Origin of the sequence: Pedobacter sp. Bi126, from assembly GCF_918698245.1 — a bacterium.
Classification (GTDB): Bacteria; Bacteroidota; Bacteroidia; order Sphingobacteriales; family Sphingobacteriaceae; genus Pedobacter.
Map to the genome: position 1 here is coordinate 202,751 of NZ_CAKKMS010000005.1, position 21,105 is coordinate 223,855.

Genomic DNA, 21,105 nt, shown 5'->3' on the forward strand with positions numbered 1-21,105 from the left:
AATGAAACAACAAGTAAAAGCAGCTGAAGGCAAGCTGGGAATATTAATGCCAGGATTAGGCGCTGTAGCAACAACCATGATTGCCGGAGTTGCGGCAATTAAAAAAGGGATATCAAAACCTATCGGTTCGTTAACACAGATGGGTACCATCCGTTTGGGAAAAAGAACAGAAAAAAGAGAACCAAAAATTAAAGATTTTGTGCCTCTGGCTGGTCTTGAAGATTTAGTTTTCGGTGGCTGGGATGTTTACGAAGATAATGTTTACGAAGCGGCAATGAATGCCCGGGTATTAGACGCGAACCTTTTGCGCGATGTACGCGAGGAATTACAGGCCATTAAACCGATGCGCGCTGCTTTCGACAGAAATTATGTAAAAAACCTTGATGGTAAATATGTAAAAGATCTCGATAACCGTTACGAACTGGCTTTAGCCGTAATGGAAGATATTAAAAACTTCAAAGCAGAAAACAATTGCGATCGTATTGTATTGGTTTGGTGTGGTTCTACCGAAATTTATTTCGAGCCATCAGAAGTTCACGAATCGCTGGCTGCATTTGAGCAAGGTTTAAGAGATAACGATTTGCGTATTGCACCAAGTATGATCTATGCTTATGCCGCATTAAAATTAGGAATTCCTTTCGCCAATGGAGCACCAAACTTAACAGTTGATATTCCAGCCTTAATCGAACTGGCTAAAGAAACCGATACCCCAATTGCCGGTAAAGATTTTAAAACCGGTCAAACTTTAATGAAAACCATTTTGGCACCTGGTTTGGCGGCACGTTCGTTAGGTGTAAACGGTTGGTTTTCTGATAATATTTTAGGTAACCGCGATGGTTTGGTGTTAGATGATCCTGATAATTTTAAAACCAAAGAAGTATCTAAACTTGGTGTGCTGGAAGATATCTTTAAACCAGAGGTTAACCCTGATTTGTATGGCGATATGTACCACAAAATCAGGATCAACTATTATCCGCCCCACGGTGATAACAAAGAAAGCTGGGATAACATCGATATTTTCGGTTGGTTAGGTTATAAAATGCAGATCAAGATCAATTTCCTTTGCCGCGATTCGATTTTAGCTGCACCGATTGTATTAGATCTTGCTTTGTTTATCGATCTGGCTAAACGTGCAAACCTATCGGGCATTCAGGAATGGTTATCATTCTACCTGAAATCGCCACAAACGATCCCAGGTGTACCTGCAGAAAACGACATTTTTAAACAGTTAATGAAACTTCAGAACACCTTACGTTACATTATGGGCGAAGAATTGATCACCCATTTAGGTCAGGATTACGAAGAAGAACTGATAGAAACAGTATAGTGTTTATCCACAAATTTCTTTCAACGGCTCTGGGAATCGGGTATATCGGCAAGGGCGCAGGTACTTATGCTGCAATAGCAACCTGCATCTGCTGGCATCTTTTCCAGAGCCCTTATACCAACCCTTATTTATGGCCGGTGCTCTTCACTATGCTCATCGTGATTTTGGGGGTAATGAGTGCCGATCGGGTAGAAGAGATTTGGGGAAAAGACCACGGTAGGGTGGTGATTGATGAAGTGGCGGGAATGTGCATCACCCTCTTGTTTGTGCCTTTAAAATGGGAATACACCCTTATAGGACTTATTCTTTTTAGGTTTTTTGATATCCTCAAGCCGCTTTACATCCGAAAACTCGAAGAATTACCTGGTGGCTGGGGTGTAATGGCAGATGATGTGCTGGCGGGGATTTATGCAAATGTTATACTGCAACTGGTTGTTGTTTTAGCACTGTTTTAACCATGATGTTCACTTATCTAAAAGCACAGGCATCATCATTAGTGGCCTCGGCAACAGATTTTGGTGTGACCATCATTGCCGCAAATCTTTTTGGCTGGTGGTATCTGGCAGCAAGTATTACCGGTACGGTTACAGGCGGTGCTGTTAATTTTTATGTGAACCGTAAATGGGTTTTCGAAAGTGAATCTACAGCGATTAAATGGCAGATCTTAAAATACATTTTGGTATGGACAGGCAATCTCATTATCGTAACCGCGGGTGTGTTTGTGCTCACCCATTTTTTTAATCTTAATTATGTTCTCGCTAAAGTGCTTAGCTCAGTTTTAACCGGGGTAAGCTACAATTATATCATGCAAAAGCAGTTTATTTTTTCAAGTTAAATGAAACCGATCTATTCATTTTTTCTCCTCGTGGTGCTCAGTTTTATTTTGCAGGTAAATGCTTTTGGCCAAAGAACCGCAGTGTCGGGAACGGTGCGCGATGCCGTAACCAAAGAAACACTGCCGAATGTTTCCGTCTTTTTTAAAGACACTAAAATAGGCATACAGACCGATGTGAACGGAAAGTATACATTGGTTTCTCCCGATCCACAAAGCGAAATCACTTTTAACTATGTAGGTTATCGGGCAGTTTTTAAAAATGTTATGCCATCTGCAACGCAGGAACTCGATATTGCATTGGTTCCTGATTCAAAAGCACTGGATGAAGTGGTCATTGTTGGTGGAAAAAAGGTGAGATACCGCAATAAAGATAATCCGGCGGTCGAATTGATCCGCCAGGTAATTGCCCATAAAGATGAAAACCGGATTAAGAGTTACAATACGGTGTCTTTTAGGCAGTATGAGAAGATGTTGTTCTCGTTGAGCAATGTTTCGGAAAAGTTTAAGAACAAAAAGATGTTCAGAAATTATCAGTTTTTATTTCAGGAACAGGATTCGACCTTAATTGGCGGAAAAAACCTCTTGCCGGTGTACATTCAGGAGAAACTAGCCGATAGCTACCTCAGTAAAGATCCGGAAAGAAATAAAACTGTTGTTATTGCCGAAAAACAGGTAAACTTCGATAGCAGGTACATCGATAATAAAGGAATGAAAACCTATTTCGATAGGATGTATCAGGATATTGATATCTATAAAAATAACATCTCTGTAATCAGCAACGAATTTCTAAGTCCGATTTCGGATGGGGCACCTGCTTTTTATAAGTTTTTTATTACCGATACGTTAAAAAATCAAAAGCCTGAGGTCATCGAGCTGTCTTTTACGCCACGCAATACAAACGATATGTTGTTCGAAGGAAAGATTTATGTAACGAACGATAGCCACTACGCCGTTACGGGTGCTTCATTTGGGGTAAATAAAAACATTAACCTCAATTTTGTACGTGCATTAAAAGTCGATCTCGATTTTGAAGCCAACAACAAAGGCAAATACAGTTTGAGCAAAAGTAATCTGTTGGCCGATTTTGGTATTGGCAAAACCAAAGGCATAGGTTTTACCGGCGAGCGCACCGTTACCTATAAGAATTACCAGTTTGATACGGTTCTGCCTGATACTATTTTTCAAGGGAAAAGTACCGTTGTGCGGGCCGATGCAGCAAAAAAAGACGATAAATTCTGGGAGCAAAACAGACTGGATACCATTTCGAAAAACCAGCTGAAGATTTACGGCAATATCGATACCCTGCAAAACCTGCCGTCTTTTAAACGGACGATGAAAATCGTTACGCTTTTATTTGCTGGTTATCAGAATTTAGGCCCCTATGAAATTGGCCCGGTAAATACATTTTATAGCTTTAACAATGTAGAAGGCTTAAGGCTGCGGGTGGGCGGCCGAACAACGCCTGAACTGAGTAAACGTTATTATTTCGAAAATTATTTGGCTTATGGGATTAAAGATGAGAAATGGAAGTTTTTCCTTTCCGGAACGTATTCGCTGAATAACAAATCGATCTACGAATTCCCCCAGAACTACGTTAGAGCCAGTTTTCAGCGCGATACAAAAATTCCCGGACAAGAACTCCAGTTTGTGCAGGAAGATAATTTCCTGCTCTCGTTTAAACGTGGGGTAAATGATATGTTGCTCTACAACGATTTTTATCGTTTAGATTATGTTAAAGAATTCGAAAATCACTTTTCTTATAACCTCGGGTTTAAAAAGTGGAGCCAAACGCCTGCCGGCGGACTCAATTACCTAAACGGCGCAAATCAGTCTGTTAACCGGTTAAGTACCAGTGAAATTTCCCTGCAATTAAGGTACGCGCCGAATGAAAAGTTTTATCAGGGCAAGATCTACCGTGTGCCCATTGCCGATCGTTATCCGGTATTTAATTTGCGTTATACCGCAGGTTTAAAGGGCGTTTTCGGTGGCGAATACAATTACCATAACTTAATGGGAAGCATCGATAAACGTTTTTATTTATCGCAGTTAGGCTATAGCGATGTAACTTTCGAAGGTGGTTATATCGCCGGAAAAGTGCCTTTCCCTTTATTGGCCATACACCGTGCCAACCAAACTTACGCTTATCAGCTCAACTCTTACAACCTGATGAACTTTCTTGAATTTGTGAGCGATCACTATGTAAGCATCAATATCGACCACAATTTTAACGGCTTCTTTTTTAATAAAGTACCATTGATCAAAAAATTAAAGTTGAGGGAAGTGGTGTCATTCAAAGCCCTATATGGTGGGTTGAGAAATGAAAATAACCCAAATTTCCAATCGGGGCTGTACCAGTTTCCCGTTTACGAAAATGGTGCACAAAGAACTTATGCATTGGGTAACGAGCCCTATATGGAAGGTAGTGTTGGTGTAGGCAATATCTTTAAATTATTAAGGGTCGACGTGGTGAAGCGGTTCAACTACCTCAATAATCCGGAGGTTTCGGAGTGGGGAATAAGGGCAAGGGTAAAATTTGATTTTTAAGAAATAAGAAAAAAAGCTATGGAAAAAAATCTGAGGGACAGCCTGCAACAGGGCATATATAAAGTGATTAACCCTTTTGTAAAGGGATTGATAAAAATAGGTTTAACGCCTAATGCGGTGACGACCATTGGCCTGATCCTGAATATCGGTGTGGCGGTTATTTTTGTGCTCGGTGCCGAAAAATCGAACCGCGGCGATATGTCTTACATCGGTTGGGGAGGGGCACTGGTGCTTTTTGCAGGCCTGTTCGATATGCTCGACGGTCAGGTGGCGCGATTAGGCAACATGAGTTCGAAGTTTGGTGCTTTGTACGATTCGGTGCTCGACCGTTATAGCGAAATGATCATGTTTTTGGGCATCTGTTATTACCTGGTTGCGCATCATTACTTTTTAAGTTCACTATTCGCATTTATCGCATTGATCGGCTCGATGATGGTGAGTTATACCCGTGCAAGGGCCGAGGGATTAGGTGTGGAGTGTAAAGGCGGTTTAATGCAAAGACCGGAAAGGGTAGTAACCATTGGCGTTTTTGCCATAGCCTGTGGTATTGCAGGTCATTTTATTGGCGGCAATTACAAAGTTTATGTACCAGGTGTTTCATTCCATGTTTTCGAAACGATGTCGATTTTTACCATGCCCATTACCCTAATGGCGGTATTAACCAATATCACAGCTGTTAAAAGGTTACAGGAAGCCAAAAAAGGACTCGAAGCGCAAGAATTTAATGAGCGAAAAGGAAATAACAAAGCTGCATTAATTGCCGGTTTGGTATTAATGGGAAGTTTAACCGGAATGCTTTCTTTTAATGCAAACGCGCAGGGATCAGATCCTTCTCCGATTACTTTTCCAACACCAAAAGATATTAATAATCAGCTGTTTTATTTACAGCGCGATCCAAATACCAATACCATTATCTGTCAGTTAAATGTAGATAAAAATGGCGTAGTGAATAAGGATCAACCTGTAAATGTGTTTTGGATGCGCTACGGAGATAAAGGTGAAAAGAAAGAACTGAGTTATATCCAGCGGAAATTTGCTTATGGTATTATCAGCAAAAATCTGGGTAACGGCCAGTTCGAACTGCGGTTTACCTCGCATAAAAAACTGCCGATGTATTTAAATAAATCTGGTGCAGATAAAAAATACCATGTTTTTGCCACCATTAACAATAAAAAAATGCAGCTAGAACGGATATTCCTTCGGATTGAGGGCGGTACCTTTTGGTTTCCGAATGTAAAATATGTAGAAATAAAAGGTTTTGATGCTTCAGAGCCATCAAAAGTGTTAGTTGAAAGGATTAAGGTTTAGCGGAGGGCGTTCTCACAAAGTTCGTCATTGCGAGAAGGCTTTTTCAGCCGACGAAGCAATCTTAAACTATGGGGGCTATAGCGATCGCTTTAAGATTGCTTCGTGCCTCGCAATGACGACCCATTTATTAAAATTTATATCGATTTGTCAGTCTGAGCGGAGTCCGCTCTACACGTCATTTCGAGCGAAGTGCAACGAAGCCGGGAAATCTAAAAGATAGATCTCTCCATTTCGCCTTGCTTCAGTCGAGATGACGACCGAATGTAAATAGAGTTGAATGTCAGTCTGAGCGGAGTCGAAGACCCTTTAACACAGTTTAAAGATCTCTCCATTTCGCCTTGCTCCAGTCGAGATGACGGACTAGATGAGGAGTCGAAGACCAGTTAAAAATATTACCAATGAAAAAGAATTTTGTTTCAAATTCGACAGCATCTATCAGGATGTTTAAAAACGACTTTTTAGAAAGCCTATCAAAAGTTAGGTTTTATGTGCCTTTAATTGTTTATGTTCCGGTTATTGCCTTTCTTTTTTGGAAAGCGCTTTGGGAAATCGAAATGCCTGTTTTGAACTTTGCAGGTTGGTTTTTGCTTGGCCTTGGCATTTGGACAATCACTGAATATATCTTGCACCGCTACGTGTTTCATTTCGAGCCAGATGTGGAATGGGGCAAGAAAATCCATTTTATTTTTCATGGTGTACACCACGATTATCCCAACGATGCCAAAAGATTGGTCATGCCGCCCTCAGCCAGTATTCCTATGGCTTTGGGTTTTTATTTTCTTTTCGATTGGTTATTGCCCGATACAGTGGTTTACCCATTTTTCTCAGGCTTTATGATCGGTTATCTCTTTTACGATATGGTACATTATGCACTTCACCATGCCAATTTTAAAAGCGGTTTCTGGAAACAGTTAAAACAGCACCATATGCTTCACCATTATTCCGATTCGACCAAGGGTTATGGGGTAAGCTGGACTTTTTGGGATCATATTTTTAGGTCTAATTTTGATAAAAAATAACATGCAGCAAGAGGTATTGCTTAAAAACAGTTTTTATAATCTTCGGAATATTTATCTAACAGTTGCTATATCTGTTGGATATCTATTGTTATCAGTACTACTGGTTGGCTTTAAAACCGATCAGCTGGTGCTGATTTTTATTTTTAATGCTCTGTTTTTTATTTCGAAGGGAACCAGGCAGTTTATCCTCGGCTTTTCAATCTTTATTGTCTACTGGATTCTGTTCGATTACATGAAAGCCTTTCCAAACTATCTTTTTAACACGGTACATATTGAAGATTTATATGACTTGGAAAAAAATACTTTCGGCATTAATTACCATGGCTTAATACTTACACCCAACGAGTATTGGAAAATAAACAGTACTGCATTTTTGGATGTATTGACCGGGTTTTTCTACCTGATGTGGGTACCAGTTCCCCTGGCATTTGCTACTTATCTTTTCTTTAAAAATAAGGAACAGTTTGTTCGGTTTTCACTCACCTTTGTTTGGGTAAATTTGTTAGGTTTTGTGTTGTACTATGCTTTCCCGGCTGCACCACCATGGTATGTGCAGGAACATGGCTTCGAATTTATTGCGAAAACTGCTGGCAATACTGCGGGATTGGCCCGGTTTGACCATTATTTTAACATTACACTTTTTCATGGCATATACAGTAAAGGTTCTAATGTATTTGCGGCCATGCCATCGCTGCACTCATCTTATCCCGTTATTGTTGTTTATTATGGCTTAAAAAACCGGTTGGGTAAGATCAATATTTTTTTTGCTGCCGTGATGATTGGCATCTGGTTTTCGGCTGTTTATACCAGTCATCATTATACGCTTGATGTTTTAGCCGGATTAAGCTGCGCATTTTTGGGTATCATTTCTTTCAATTATTTAATGCGCAATACAGGTTTGAAGCACTTTGTGAAAAACCTGATCAATGCCATTAGTAATTAGGCAATCAGGCATTGATCCGTCTAATACTGTCTTTAGTATATTATGCCGAAAGGTTAAATGGTGTTTGGCTGCTGCGCATTGTTACTGCTTGCTTATTGCTTTTTGCTTTCGCAAGCAGGTAAAATTCTACACTAGCGATTAGGATGAGTGTATAGCCAAAAAGTTCGAGCGATTCTTCTGATACATTCTTCACATCACGGGTATATTGATTTTCCATAACGGCCATCCAGAACACTTTTCTACCATATAAACGTGCGAAAATATAAGTAGTTAAAATTCCGGATAACAGCATCCCAAAGGAAAATTTGTTTACAAAACCGTTTAGGTTAGAAAAAAAGAGTCCTTTATTTCTATATACAATAATAACTGCAAGAAAAAGCAGACCAAAAGCGCCGGTTTGCCACGCTCCATCATAAACATGTTCATCAAGAAAAGCGTCTTGCTCCCTGATGAGAGACGCCATTGTGAAGCTAAATAACGCAAAAGCAAGTGGGAATGATGATTTATGTTTAAATGAAATATAAAGGTAAGTAAGGGCACTTAATAGTAGCAGCAAGCTCTGTACATATTCTACAATTGATTGTTCATTGAATTTATTACGTCCTGCTTCATGCTGTACATTCCACTTCAGAAATTCAGACAATAAAACCATTATTGAACCATAAATAAGAAATCGGATAATAGCAGTTTTTAAACCGCTGGGGCTTGATGAGATAGTGGGACTGACCATTTTTTATTGAATTTGTATTGTCATCAGCTAGAAAAATTAATAAACATGGTTCTGCCGATAAGTTAGATTACAAATTTCGCTCAAGAACCATTGCTAAAAAAGGTCTATAAATCCTAAAAATTGGTTAAAAAGTACGAATATTCCGAAGTTAAAATATAGTTTTTTGTCTATGTTATTCAATTAAGCTAAACGCTTCTGGATTTAGAAATTACAGGCTGCCGGCATATCTATGGTTAAATTATAAGCCGTTTGATCTATTTTTTGATTTACCTTATAGGTTTCGCCGCCAAAAACGATCTGGAAATCATAGCTTGCATTTTGTGCCAGCAAATTTGTACTGATATTTCCTTTATCCATATAGCCCAGGTATTGAAAGGCTGCATTGCTGCCTGCAGCACGAAAGTAAACATAAACGCTTGGCCTGATCTCTACATCCGTTCGGTTAGGGCATCGGCCGGTAAACGTTAAAGAAACATTATTATAAACCGGAGGTGGTGGCGTAACTACGGGCGGCGCAGTTGAGCCTGTTCGGGTTAATTGGATGTTAACCACCTGTTGTTTCTTTTCCGCCGAGAAGGTAATCTGTCTGGATTCTTTGTTGTATCCTGGGGCATTAATTTCAGCAATAACACTAATCGGCTGATCTGCTGTGGGAGCAATACTCGGGTGCAGGCCTATGGTAACCATGCCGGCACTTAACTGGATATTCTTTTTACCTGAAAGTTCATAAATATTGCTGGCGGCATTGCCTGATATGGTGATGGTTGAATTTGCAGGAGCGGGGCTCCCATCTTGCCCATCTGTAACATTTATCATTGCGGTGTACTTTATTACGTCAGTATCGATTACAATTTTTATATTTTCAGTAGGCTTTTTGCAGGCAGAAAGTATGCACATTATTAGTACCATACACATTGTCTTTATTCTAAACATGATCTTAAATTTTTACAGTTTAAAATTAAAATTGATTTGAACAGTTGGGAGCCAGCGATAATCTTTTATGTTGTTTTGTAGTTGGGAGGTTTGAGATGAATTGCCTTCCAATAAACCTGTACCTACTACTTTTGCCTTTGGTTTGCTGAGGTAATAGGTCCCTACATCTACATTAATGTTAAATTTTTTGCGGGGGAAGGTGTGCGCAAAAGCTACCCCGAGGTAAGGTGCAAGGCCTCTCCAATCAACTGAAAGGTCTACATAACCGATTTGGTCTTCTGTGAGTACCAAGTCGCCATATTTATAATCGTCAGATGGAATTACCCTAAGGTTGCCCTTTGCTTTAAAAAAGTAAGAAAAGCCGCCAACCATGCGAAACCATGCAGCATTTTTAAACGGTACATAATCTGCAAAAGCATGAATATTGTAAAAATCGGCTGCTACATTGGATGTGGAATTAAATCCTGAAATTTTGAATACGTCATTTGCTTTAATTGGGATGAAGTTAAGGCCTCCTCTTACAGCAAGTTCTGGCAATACCCCGTAAATAAATTCAGCGCCAATACCTTGTGTACCTACATTTAACTGAACCGATTTTTTATTCAAAAGACTAACAAAACTGCTGTCGTTTTGTGCTTTTAGCTGCTGGATAACCAGTATAAGTGATAGAATTAGCGTGCATCGGAATAATTTCATATTATGTGGGATTAAGGTTTACAAATTATTAGTCCCGTTAATTTGATTGCTATAGCTAAATATCTAACATCAAATGAGTTAAAAAAGTTCGGATTATTTTAAATGAACATTATAAATAAGCTTATATGGGTATCGCCTATGAGTAACCTGATACCAAGTTAAAACAGCTTGCAGGAAATATGATAAGTGCCATAAGTAATTAAAAAGCCCAATGGTTGATCGTTCACGATCAACCATTGGGCTTAGAGAGATAATTTATTGGAATTAGGAATGAAACTAATTATTTAACGCTTATCCATTTGTTGAGCATGTTATCTGGTGCTTCCAGTAAGAGTTTATAGAAAGAGGATGGGTAGTTTTTAAGATCTGCAAAATAATGTTGCTGACTAACGTCAACCTCTCCTAATAAATGATAGTCATCTTTTCCTCCTGTTTTAAACGCGTTGGTAGTTGCCAGCAAAATTTTTACTTTTCCTGTCTTTTCCAGTGCTTTCCAGCTAATGTCGAGGTGGTCTTGTACATAATTTGCTTTTAGTGCTGATATGGAAACTGGGCCAATGAATGATGTACCGTCAATTTCCTGTTTTACACTTTTTGGTAGTTTTACGTTAAGATAATCGGCAATGGAAGGCATGATATCTACTATGCCAAGATCGAAGTATTGAGCGTAAATATTCAGGTTTTTATAATTGCTCACCATCCAGGTAGAACGTTGACGCTCAGATTGTCCACCATGTCCGCGGCCAGTTTTTTCATCACGTCCATGATCCGTTGTAATTATAATCAGCCAATCTTCTTTAAATTTCTGTTGACGGTAAGTAATGGCATCCCAAATCTGGCCCATTTGTTTATCCAGCATCTCAACAGCATTATAAAACGCTGGACTATCACCGTATCGATGTCCCATATCATCCGTATATTCCAGGTATACCCAGGAAAGATCAGGCGCCTTATCATGAATGGTGTTTGCAGCCTGTTTAACTACTTCCTCATCAATAAGGTGCATGTAGGCCGAATTTTTATCATGTTTAAAACGAACAGTATCTATCTCAAAACCATCTGCTACAAAATCAGGCTTAAAGTTTCCTGTTTCAGGAAGGCCGTCGCCAAGCAACTTCGTCCGGTTATCGGTCCAGCTGGAAAAAATTCCTGTTTTTTTCTCAGGGTATTGATTTTTAAACAACCTGAAAATGTGTTGATAATTGTAATTGGGGGCTTTAATGTCGTTATCTGGTACATTGTGTTTGTTTACCCATGTTCCAGTAAGTAAACTATTATAACCAACGGCAGATATGGTTGGTGTTTCATTGTAACTTGCTTTATCACCACCCACATGCATACGCGAGTAGGATCCTGCTGAGATGATCTTTTTGAAATTAGGTAACTCCAGACGTTCCATTACATCGGCAGGGATGCCGTCGGCTATTACATAAACCACTTTACGAGGCCTATTTTGAGCAAATCCCGACAGGGATAAAGAAATACAACAAGCGAAAATAATTGTCTTTAATAACATAGTTCTAGTATTAGAAAGTGTGTGGAAAATATTCATTTTCAACTGTTCCATCATCGTACATTTTAAGTATTGCATATCCGGGTGGCGTTTCCAGATAATAACCTGGGCCTGCCGATTCTGCATCGCCCTTGCCCCACCAAAAACCACTCATGGCTCCATTGCAACAGTATCGAACACCATTGTAAACGGTTTGATCGGAAAGATGGTTATGGCCACTCAGGCAGATTTTTACCTTATCGCGGTGTTTGTAGAAAAGATCTTTCAGTTTTTTACAATCCGAATGTCCGCCACCAACCAATACCTGGGTGGTGCCTAGGATTGGATAATGCGACATGAGCAGGGTAGGTGTGCCAGCGGGCAGGTTTTTTAATTCCTGCTCAAGCCAGTTATACTGCTCATCATCAAGCGAAATTTTGCTGTTATTTCCATCAAGAATGATAAAATGCCAGTTCTTTTTGGAGAAACTATAATAACGGTTAGAAATTTTCAGCCGTTTCACAACATAGTTCTTCCCATACATTTCATCCTCTTTTGTGGGCGCTTTCCACCAGGTATCATGGTTGCCAATACAGCTGTGTATTTCGTATTTATCAATTGTTTTAATGCAATCATCCCAAATACCCCATTGTTCGGTTACCTGATTGCGTACTACATTATCGTAAGAAGCATCGTTAATCGAATCTCCTCCGTTTAAAAAGAAATCAACTTTATATTTGCTGATAATCTGTTTTAAACATGCTTTAAATCGCTCAGGAGCATTTTCTCCGGCACGTATGTGCACATCGGTAATATGTGGGACAGTAAGCATCAGTTTTTTACCTTTTGGTTTATCCAAAAATGCTTCTGAAGCCAGCGCTGGTAATGTACCTGAAAATGCAGCACCTGCTGAGATCCCTATGGCCTTTAGTAAAGACCTTCTTTTTATTTCTGTCATCATTACCAACCAAAAATTTGTTTAAGCTTAGGGTTTAGGATTACTTGTTGTTGCGGAATAGGGCGATAATAGAATTTTGGTTCCTCAAAAATTCTAACCACATTTTCTGTTACGATATTACCTCCAGTGTTGCCGTTCTTTAAATAAACCGTTGCATCAGTTCCGATTAATCCTGCACGGTAATAAATAAGTTTTACCCCAAGTGAGTTTTTTTCTTTCTGGTCTTCGCCAGGTATGGTTGCCGTTCTGTCAATCAGAATAATATCTTCAACCCCATCACCCGTAAGATCATATTTGCCCAATCCGGCGAAGTACATGCCTTCAGGACTTTTGGTTAGCAGTTTACCCACCTTCCAGCGCATTAAATCGTCAAAGCGCATGTTTTCGAAAGCATATTCTACCCTGCGTTCCCTCCTAATTTCGAGTATAACACCTGCGTTAGCGGTAACATTTGGATATTGCAACTGCAACGCAGGATCGGGATTGGCGTTTGCCGTTGCCAGATTAAGATCAGGCAAGCCTGCTCTTTTGCGAATTAAATTTACCGATTGGTCTAGCTGCGTCTGTGTTAATGTGCCTAATTCGGCAAGTGCTTCAGCATAGGTTAACAGCACTTCTGCATAACGGTATACCGGAAAATCTACACTATTTAAGATCGAGTTATCGGTACTGTTTACATAACCTTTCAACTGATGATAACCTGTAAAGTTTTTATTTAAGCGCTGAATATACGGTGTAGGATCGGGTACTCTTATCCACCCCGGGTAAACCATGGTCTGCGACATTCGCGGGTCACGGTTTTTAAATTCTGCTACAAAACCCAGTTGTGCGTAGTTTGCTACATCAGTAAACCTACTTCCATCTCTCATTAAGTAGGTTTGTAACAGATCTTTCGCTGGTGCCTGCTCATAATCGCCAAATACAGTCGAATTCACATTCTGGCTTTTGCTCTTACTCAGGTCGAAGATGTTAACCAAAATCACTTCGCTATTGGCAGTTAAATCCTGACTAGAGAAAAGCGTTGCATAATCTTGTTCCGGCTTTCCTGTATTGTAAATGTTAAATTTTTTACCAGCGATGATCTCACCAGAAATTCTTGCTGCAGTTTCTAAAAAAGTATTTGCTGAACTGCTTAAATTCAGTTCGTTATGGTATTTACGATAAGTACCCTCGTAAAGTGCTGCCCGTGCATACAAAGTAGCTACTGCCCATTTCCCTGGAGTACCCACCGGAACGCTTTCCCGTACATTTTTATAGGCAAAATCCAGATCTGCCATTATACTGTCGGCAATCAATGTCCTTGAATCACGAGCTTTGTAAAGTTCTTCATCGCCTGGTTCCAATGTGCCTGAATACCAGGGTACATCAGAAAAACGCTTTACTTTATCCAAGTAGAATTCGGCACGGTAATACCTGGCCAAACCTGCATAGTGGTTTTTAACGACAGCAGAAACCTGCGCTTTTCCATAGTTTTCCAGAAAGTAATTAATGTTTCTTAATCTGCCCCAACTCCAGCCAGATGTAATATTCTGGGCATTCGTATTGCCCGTCATGACATTTTTTACCTCAACTGCCGCGGTGGTGGCTACGTTATCTGTACTCTGATCGTTAAGATAAGTATTGCGGTCTGGCTGAGAGAGTAGCCCATTTACGTAAAGCGAAAGATCACTTTCAGTATTAAAGAACAGGTTGGGGGAGATGGAGGTTTGTGGAAAACGGTCCAGCCCAGCTTTTTTACAGGCTGCGAGCATACCTGCAGCTGCAATAAATACGATATATATATACTTTTTCATTTTTAAAATGATTTAAATGTGAGGGCTTAGGTTAAAAATCGAGATTTAAACCAAAAGCATATCTGCGTTGATAAGGATATGCCCAGGCACTTGGTCCTTGATTAACTGCTTCAGGGTCGATAAACTTCTTGATCGAAGAAAATTCATATAAGTTTTCTCCTGTAACAAATACACGAAGACGGTTTACATGGAATTTTTTGGTCCATTGAACCGGTAGCGTATAACCAAGCGATACATTTTTGATTCTTAAGTAAGCACCATTTAGCAAATATTTGGTTTGGGGAATATCTAAACCTGAGCCATAATTGGCATCAGCAAGCCACGATTGTAATACCGGGTATTGCGAATCGGTATTGGCATCAGCAAGTCCGGCAGCAATATATGAAGCCGAGTGTTTAGCCCTTTGCTCTGGCGAATCGGCTGCTCCACGGTAAAAATCAAGGTTCCAGGGGTAAACGTTGGCATATGGCTGTTGATAAGGCCCCCAAAAAAGATAGTGATGAGGATAAAAGTCTCTTTTTAGCACACCTTGTAAAAATACAGAAAGATCAAAACCAGCCCAATCCATATTTAGGTTGGCACCAATGGTATAACGGTCAGAACTGTTTCCAATGATTTTTAAATCCTTAGGATCGTTTGAGCTCAGTCCTTTTTCTATTTTCTTGTTGCCGTCAAGATCTACGTATTTTGGCCATCCCTCAACAATAGAAAGGGCACCCCATGGAATAAGTGCAGACTCATCTAAAGCAGCAATTTCTGCTTTACTGCGAAAAACGCCATCATTTTGTAGTCCCCATATCTCCCCAAGAACCTGTCCTTCACGGTAATTTGAAAATAGTTTCTGGTCATTTTTGAACTTTGTAATTTTGGCTTTAGAATCGGCCAGGAATACTTTTGCATCAAAGCTGAAAGGTTTCGAACCGAGATCAAATCTATCTCTATAAGTTACCGAAAGTTCCCAGCCCTTGGTGCGCAGATCAGCTGAATTCTGGCGTGGTACACCGGTACCCAACACACCTGGCAGTTCCTGTCCGGCAGTAAGCATGCCCTTAGTATCGCGGATATAATAGTCAAATGTGAAAGAAAGTTTGTCGTTCAGTAATCCAATATCAGTACCCATATTTAAGGTAGATACCCTTTCCCATGTATAGGTTTGTGGATCTACGTTTAATCCTGGGGCACCGGTGATAATCTGGTTCTGGCCATTACCACCAATCAGATAACCTGAAGTACCAGTGGCAAGTGATTGGATATGACCAAAGTCGCCAACATTCTGGTTCCCAAGGTCGCCATACGAGGTACGTAGTTTGAAGGTAGATACTGTAGATAATAATGGTTTAAAGAAATCCTCAGCACTTGTTATCCAGGCAAGTGATGCAGAAGGGAAAAATCCCCAACGTCTATCTATCGGGAAACGCGATGAACCATCATACCTTCCGGTAGCTTCTAGGATATATCTGTTTTTGTACGTGTAATTTAATCTCGAAAAGGCACTATTGGTTGCATAAGCCGAATAACCTGCACTGGCTGTAGCCGTACCGCTGGTAAGTGATAAATATGGCAGAGAAGAAGAAATAAGGATATCTTTACTCGCGTTTACAGTAGAATAGCTATAATCTTCGCTATTAAAACCTACCATTGCACTGAAGAAATGATCGCCTAGCGTTTTTTTATAGGTGCTATATATGTTAAAGGCATTGTTATACAGGTAACCATTGTTTTCGGTTACTGAACCGTTTCCACCTTCTTCGCGGATATCATTTGGACCATAGCCGATTTTGTATTTTTTACTATCGTTATGTGTTTTCCAAAGCTCACGTTTAAAAGATGCATCAGCATTTACCTGAAGATCGCCTTTTAAAAATAAAGCTGTAGCACTGGTAATATTCTGGAAACCGAACATATTTTGAAGGTTGTTTCCTCCATCAACAAGTTTTGCAGCCAGTTTACCTGCAGCGGTATTTGCCCAGGTTCCATCAGGGTTTGTAGCCACATCGGTGGGCATGAGGTAATACAGATCGGTAATGTTTCCGTTGGGAAGTGCCCTTTTGGTCTGATAAATATTCAGGTTATTATCAACTTTAAGCCATGAGAGTGGAGAAAAGCCCACTTTTGACCTTAATCCGTAACGGTCCCAATAATCGGCGGTAAGTTTATTTAAGCCATTATCTCTTGAGTAATCTGCAGAAAGATAATAGGTTAAAGGTTTTTCGTTTACCGTAGCTCCTCCCGAGAAGGTAAGGGTATGACTTTTGGATAAACTTGAGTTATTAAAAAAATAATTGTACCAATCGTTGCTGCCCATGTAAGCCCATTTGGTAGGATCGGTTGGGTTTAACCGGGTGTCGGCTATGGAAGGATTATCTGATCTTTCTTTAGCCCATCGATAATACTCATCATTATAATTTACATAATCCCAGGGTGTATTATCGGTAGAGGTTTCTAAAACCCTCGAAAAAATATACGGATCGGTTACCGGTTTAGGCAGCAAAGTTGGTTTTGCCCACGATTGGAAGGTATTGTAGCTAATTACATTATTGCCTGCAGCACCTTGTTTAGTGGTGATCAGGATTACCCCAAATGCTGCACGTGCACCATAAATGGCAGCCGATGCTGCATCGCGTAATACTGTAAACGAAGTGATATCAGACGGGGTTAAGCGTAACATATCATCATTGCTTGTAGCAGGGATCCCATCAATAACAATTAATGGTGAGCCACCATTAATGGAAGTATATCCCCTGATGTTGATGTTGGGTACACTGCCGGGCGCACCACCTGCATAAGTGATATTCAGCCCGGGGCTAATGCCCTGCAGGCCCTGTAATACATTGGTTACCGGTCTCGATTCGAGCTGCTTGCCAGAGATCTGATCAATTGCACCGGCAACATTGATTTTTTTCTTTGTCCCAAACCCAACTACCACCACCTCATCGAGGTTGGCAAAGTCCGGAGACAGCGAAACATCGATTTTTGTTCTGCCATTAACGGCAATTTCCTGTTGCTTGTAGCCGATGTAGGAAAAAATAAGGATGGCATCAGGTTTTACACTGCTTAAGGCGTAAACACCGCTGCTGTTGGTAGCGATGTGTAGGTTTGTCCCTTTTACAGTAATGTTTACGGCAGGGAGCGTTTCACCCGTCTTTGCGTCAGAGACCACGCCTTTAATGGCAATCCCTTGAGCAAAGCTACTAGCGGATAGGATCAACAGCGTGAACATCCAGAATAGCTTTTTTTTCATTTTTCTTAATATTTAGTTGTTTGATTTGGAATGATAGGCAATTTCAGCGGCGCTAAATTGAGCATATCATGTTAAAGTTAAGTTAAGACTAAATTAATATATTAATTGAATGTTCATTCAATCTATTGAAAAAAATAAATTTGCAGAATACAACTACTTTTGATTAGTTTGCCTAATTAAATTAACTGCACGATGGGACGTAAAAGCCTAAAAGAGACAAGGCGATTGGAAATTATTAAGGTATTTTACCAAGTGGCGAAGAAAGAGGGTTACGAAAATACCTCTATTGCCAAGATTGCTAAGGTGATGGATATTAACCCAAGCCTTATTATTCATTATTTCGAAACCAAAGAAGGACTTACTTATGAACTGATCGATCATATACTCGATCGGTATTTACTGATTTATACGATAAAGAACAAAGGGAAAGCAAAACTAGACGATTTACAAGCCACTATTGAAATGCTGTTTTCTAAAAAATGGAACCTGCTTTTTGATGATGGATTGTTTTATACCTTTTATGCTTTGGCATTCAGGGAGAAAAAGATTAAGTTGAAGTATAAACTTATTTTAGATGCGCTTCGTAATGGTCTTGCCCTGATGATTGAACAGTGCAATGAACAGCAGATCACAAATGTGGAGAACCCTCAGGTTACCGCTGATTTTATTTTTGTACTGGTAGATGGTGCTTATTTTTACCTTTCAATGGAAAGCGATAAAAAAGCATATTTAGATCGTTTAGCCTATTATAAACAAAAGGCATATGATACCCTTTCTATATCACCCCTTAAGGCTGTTTCTGCTCCCGTTTGCTAAACTGCCTGCTTAAAGCATACAAACCAATAGACATCCAGAGTACATTTGCAGCGGCATTTGGTAGATCGTGGGTGTCTAGCGCCGTTATAGCTAAACATAAACCACCCAGTATGTTAAGGGCCTGAAAAGAGAGTGAATCGGCACGGATTAATTTCATGCTTAAAAAAAGATAACCCATTGTACAAAATAGCACTCCAGACCACCCGATAATTGACATCACTAAATTCATCATGTTGTATTGTTTGCTAGTAAAGCTATGAAATAATGTGATTACATCTATAGGAATCAGCGGGCAAAAAATCGCTTTGGTTTAGATTTTTGCAGCCTAAATAATTGCTGAACTAGATTTGTTTGCTGCGTCACATATTTTAAACAGCACTGTGTATTTTAAACACAAACTGTTATATTTAGCTGAAACAAAAGTAAATATGGATTTGAACATGGTTACCCTTAACGTGATCAATTACATTAATGATTATGATTATTATAACTCGCTCACAGATTTAAATAGCGATACAAATTCAAAATCTTTTACCAAACTGAACGAAATCAGGGAAAGAAATAAACGTCATATTACAGAGCTTTTTCCGAATGTGAAATTTCGCGATAGTAGAAACCAACTACTTGCAGTGGGCAGTTTCAAACATGCGGTTAAAGCGAAGATCGAAACATTATCAAAGAAGGAAATAGAGGATTATCTCGAAATATTTAAAAAAGATGCTAAAAAAATAGCCAGGTTTTATAGAAGGATCAGGAAATAACTGCGAAAATTCCCTGGTAATGAGGTGATAAACCTGTTTTGGTATTGAACAGGTTATTTTATATTAACATTAGCGCTGTATTTTTGGTTATCTATATGGTTAGTATAAGTTTTCAATTTTTTGCATCATGACAGCAGCAATCGATTCAATCGACAACGACCATCTTCAAGGCGCATGCCCATGTGGTAAGGGTGATAAATCGGATATGGAAAGAATTCCAAGGACATTTATGATGAAAACCCTGTTATTCTGGTTACCCATGAAACGTTATAGGTGTTACCGCTGCATGCGTAACCGCTGGATACTTGGAAGAAAATCACATCAAATCAGCCGATAAAAATCTATTCATGTAAAACCAGTATTGCTTTTACTGATTGTTCAGGACCTCAAATAAATGAATTGGTAGCTGGTTTAAATCGTGTTGTAGGTTGAATGATGATTGTTAATAAGGAAAATAAGCAAATTATAATAAGAAAAAGGGAACACCTAGTGCAATTGCTTGGTTTTCCCCATTTTCTATACATAATATAAATCCTATTGAAAATATTGAGAAAGATCTGTTAATCTTCCACCTGATACATAAATAGATCTGGTTGGTGTGGTAACTGCTGTTCTGGCATCTGCAATTACAAATAACTTTGATTTTCCTGCCTCAAAATTTATCCCGTTTTCAGCAAAGGCTGCAGTGATTCTACCCTCATTAGGCTTTAACGTATAACCATTGAGCACTAAAGGCGTACCAGGGGTGTAAGGCTCGGTATTGGTTCCTTTTTCAACAATATCAAAACTGTAAATATAATTTGGCCCGGGTAAAGGAGGTAGTTCTATCGAATTAAAAGACCCGCTTTTAGGTAAGGTAAATCTAAGCTCGGGTGTTACTTTGGTTCCGGCAGTTGTATTCGATGCAGTTTTAAGCCTGGTATAGAAAACAAGGTCTACATCAACATTTTTAAATTGATTTGGAAATGTAGTTTCAAATTTAGCCGTCAGCATCATGTTAGCAGGATTAACAGGGGGATCAACTTTTACATTATCCACTATTTTAATGCCATCAAAAAAGAAACCAATATTTTGTTGTGCCGTGGCCGATTCGATTGTCTTGGTTAGGAGAATAGCAGTTTCTCCTTTTTTGCGGACGGTGATTTCTCTTGTGGTACCTTTATCGATCAGGACGGAAGATAATTTATCTATGGCGCCGTTACCTGAAGAAAATACAGTCCCATCCAACAGGAATTCGAGTTCGCCAGATAGTGCATAGCCTTTAAGTCTTAATGAAATGGCGTTGTTATATATTTTGGTCCCATCATAAAACAGGCTAATATTCTGATCGAATGGAGTAGCCATAATGGTTCTGGTAAGCAATATTTCGGAAGTACCCTTTTTTCTGATTTTTAAAACGGCATTCTGGTCTTTTACGGCAAGCAAGGTTTTTAAACTGATGCCACCTGCGGGCGGAGTAGCTATTATACTGTCTTTATATAGGTATTCGAGCTCAACACTGGTTGTTCCACTAATACTTAGCTGGATAATTTTAGCTGGTTCTGGTTGAAGAAGTGCTGCCTTGCGACAAGATAAACTTAAGGTTACAACAGCAAAAAGAAGGAAAAGGGTAAAAATTTTTAGTTTCATATAAAGGCTCATTATATTTAAAACAGTTGCCTGTTTTTATAATAAAGAGACCATACCCTAGGGTATAGCCTCTTTGTGTT

18 protein-coding genes are annotated in these 21,105 nt (G+C 39.5%); 9 read left to right on the forward strand and 9 right to left on the reverse strand.

What is annotated here, in order from left to right:
• Position 1: 1 nt before the first annotated feature.
• The 7 genes from LQ201_RS19490 to LQ201_RS19520 all read left to right on the forward strand — a co-directional run bounded on the left by LQ201_RS19490 (position 2) and on the right by LQ201_RS19520 (position 7,976).
• Complete coding sequence (locus LQ201_RS19490; RefSeq protein WP_057933740.1) at positions 2-1,327, forward strand: inositol-3-phosphate synthase; 1,326 nt, start codon at positions 2-4, stop codon at positions 1,325-1,327.
• Positions 1,327-1,782: a phosphatidylglycerophosphatase A gene (locus LQ201_RS19495; RefSeq protein ID WP_230144963.1), complete on the forward strand. Its 456-nt coding sequence runs from the start codon at positions 1,327-1,329 to the stop codon at positions 1,780-1,782. The genes LQ201_RS19490 and LQ201_RS19495 overlap by 1 nt, the downstream gene beginning before the upstream one ends.
• A 2-nt stretch (positions 1,783-1,784) precedes the next feature.
• Positions 1,785-2,162 (forward strand): GtrA family protein, encoded by a 378-nt coding sequence (locus tag LQ201_RS19500; RefSeq protein ID WP_230144964.1) that lies wholly within the window; start codon positions 1,785-1,787, stop codon positions 2,160-2,162.
• The gene (locus LQ201_RS19505) at positions 2,163-4,706 is read left to right on the forward strand and encodes a DUF5686 and carboxypeptidase-like regulatory domain-containing protein (protein WP_230144965.1); all 2,544 of its coding nucleotides are present in this window, start codon (positions 2,163-2,165) and stop codon (positions 4,704-4,706) included.
• An 18-nt stretch (positions 4,707-4,724) separates the two neighbouring features.
• On the forward strand, positions 4,725-6,014 hold the full coding sequence (locus LQ201_RS19510) for a DUF4833 domain-containing protein (RefSeq protein WP_230144966.1): 1,290 nt from the start codon (positions 4,725-4,727) through the stop codon (positions 6,012-6,014).
• Positions 6,015-6,412: 398 nt separating this feature from the next.
• Positions 6,413-7,033: a sterol desaturase family protein gene (locus LQ201_RS19515; RefSeq protein ID WP_230144967.1), complete on the forward strand. Its 621-nt coding sequence runs from the start codon at positions 6,413-6,415 to the stop codon at positions 7,031-7,033.
• A gap of 1 nt (position 7,034) precedes the next feature.
• Positions 7,035-7,976 carry a phosphatase PAP2 family protein gene (locus tag LQ201_RS19520; protein WP_230144968.1) on the forward strand — a complete coding sequence of 314 codons (942 nt, stop codon included), beginning with the start codon at positions 7,035-7,037 and terminating at the stop codon, positions 7,974-7,976.
• Between the two features lie 40 nt (positions 7,977-8,016).
• Here LQ201_RS19520 and LQ201_RS19525 read toward each other — a convergent pair whose 3' ends face one another.
• The 7 genes from LQ201_RS19525 to LQ201_RS19555 all read right to left on the reverse strand — a co-directional run bounded on the left by LQ201_RS19525 (position 8,017) and on the right by LQ201_RS19555 (position 17,819).
• A complete protein-coding gene (locus LQ201_RS19525) occupies positions 8,017-8,619 on the reverse strand; it encodes a hypothetical protein (protein ID WP_230146671.1) in 603 nt (200 codons plus the stop codon).
• A gap of 288 nt (positions 8,620-8,907) precedes the next feature.
• Positions 8,908-9,603 carry a hypothetical protein gene (locus LQ201_RS19530; RefSeq protein ID WP_230146672.1) on the reverse strand — a complete coding sequence of 232 codons (696 nt, stop codon included), beginning with the start codon at positions 9,601-9,603 and terminating at the stop codon, positions 8,908-8,910.
• 48 nt (positions 9,604-9,651) lie between these two features.
• Positions 9,652-10,335 carry a hypothetical protein gene (locus tag LQ201_RS19535; protein ID WP_230144971.1) on the reverse strand — a complete coding sequence of 228 codons (684 nt, stop codon included), beginning with the start codon at positions 10,333-10,335 and terminating at the stop codon, positions 9,652-9,654.
• Positions 10,336-10,615: 280 nt separating this feature from the next.
• Positions 10,616-11,851: an alkaline phosphatase family protein gene (locus LQ201_RS19540; protein WP_230144972.1), complete on the reverse strand. Its 1,236-nt coding sequence runs from the start codon at positions 11,849-11,851 to the stop codon at positions 10,616-10,618.
• Positions 11,852-11,861: 10 nt separating this feature from the next.
• The gene (locus tag LQ201_RS19545; protein ID WP_230144973.1) at positions 11,862-12,788 is read right to left on the reverse strand and encodes a metallophosphoesterase; all 927 of its coding nucleotides are present in this window, start codon (positions 12,786-12,788) and stop codon (positions 11,862-11,864) included.
• Positions 12,788-14,578 (reverse strand): RagB/SusD family nutrient uptake outer membrane protein, encoded by a 1,791-nt coding sequence (locus LQ201_RS19550; RefSeq protein WP_230144974.1) that lies wholly within the window; start codon positions 14,576-14,578, stop codon positions 12,788-12,790. The genes LQ201_RS19545 and LQ201_RS19550 overlap by 1 nt, the downstream gene beginning before the upstream one ends.
• Before the next feature lie 31 nt (positions 14,579-14,609).
• Positions 14,610-17,819 (reverse strand): TonB-dependent receptor, encoded by a 3,210-nt coding sequence (locus LQ201_RS19555; protein ID WP_230144975.1) that lies wholly within the window; start codon positions 17,817-17,819, stop codon positions 14,610-14,612.
• Between the two features lie 192 nt (positions 17,820-18,011).
• On the opposite strand from LQ201_RS19555, the gene LQ201_RS19560 reads away from it, so the two are divergent.
• A complete protein-coding gene (locus LQ201_RS19560) occupies positions 18,012-18,635 on the forward strand; it encodes a TetR family transcriptional regulator (protein WP_230144976.1) in 624 nt (207 codons plus the stop codon).
• Here LQ201_RS19560 and LQ201_RS19565 read toward each other — a convergent pair.
• Entirely contained in the window at positions 18,607-18,792 is a 186-nt protein-coding gene (locus tag LQ201_RS19565) for a hypothetical protein (RefSeq protein ID WP_051691743.1), read from the reverse strand. The genes LQ201_RS19560 and LQ201_RS19565 overlap by 29 nt on opposite strands.
• A 223-nt stretch (positions 18,793-19,015) precedes the next feature.
• On the opposite strand from LQ201_RS19565, the gene LQ201_RS19570 reads away from it, so the two are divergent.
• A complete protein-coding gene (locus LQ201_RS19570) occupies positions 19,016-19,396 on the forward strand; it encodes a hypothetical protein (protein WP_230146673.1) in 381 nt (126 codons plus the stop codon).
• Between the two features lie 534 nt (positions 19,397-19,930).
• Here the strand turns inward: LQ201_RS19570 and LQ201_RS19575 are convergent.
• On the reverse strand, positions 19,931-21,025 hold the full coding sequence (locus tag LQ201_RS19575) for a hypothetical protein (RefSeq protein ID WP_230144979.1): 1,095 nt from the start codon (positions 21,023-21,025) through the stop codon (positions 19,931-19,933).
• Positions 21,026-21,105 lie beyond the last annotated feature (80 nt).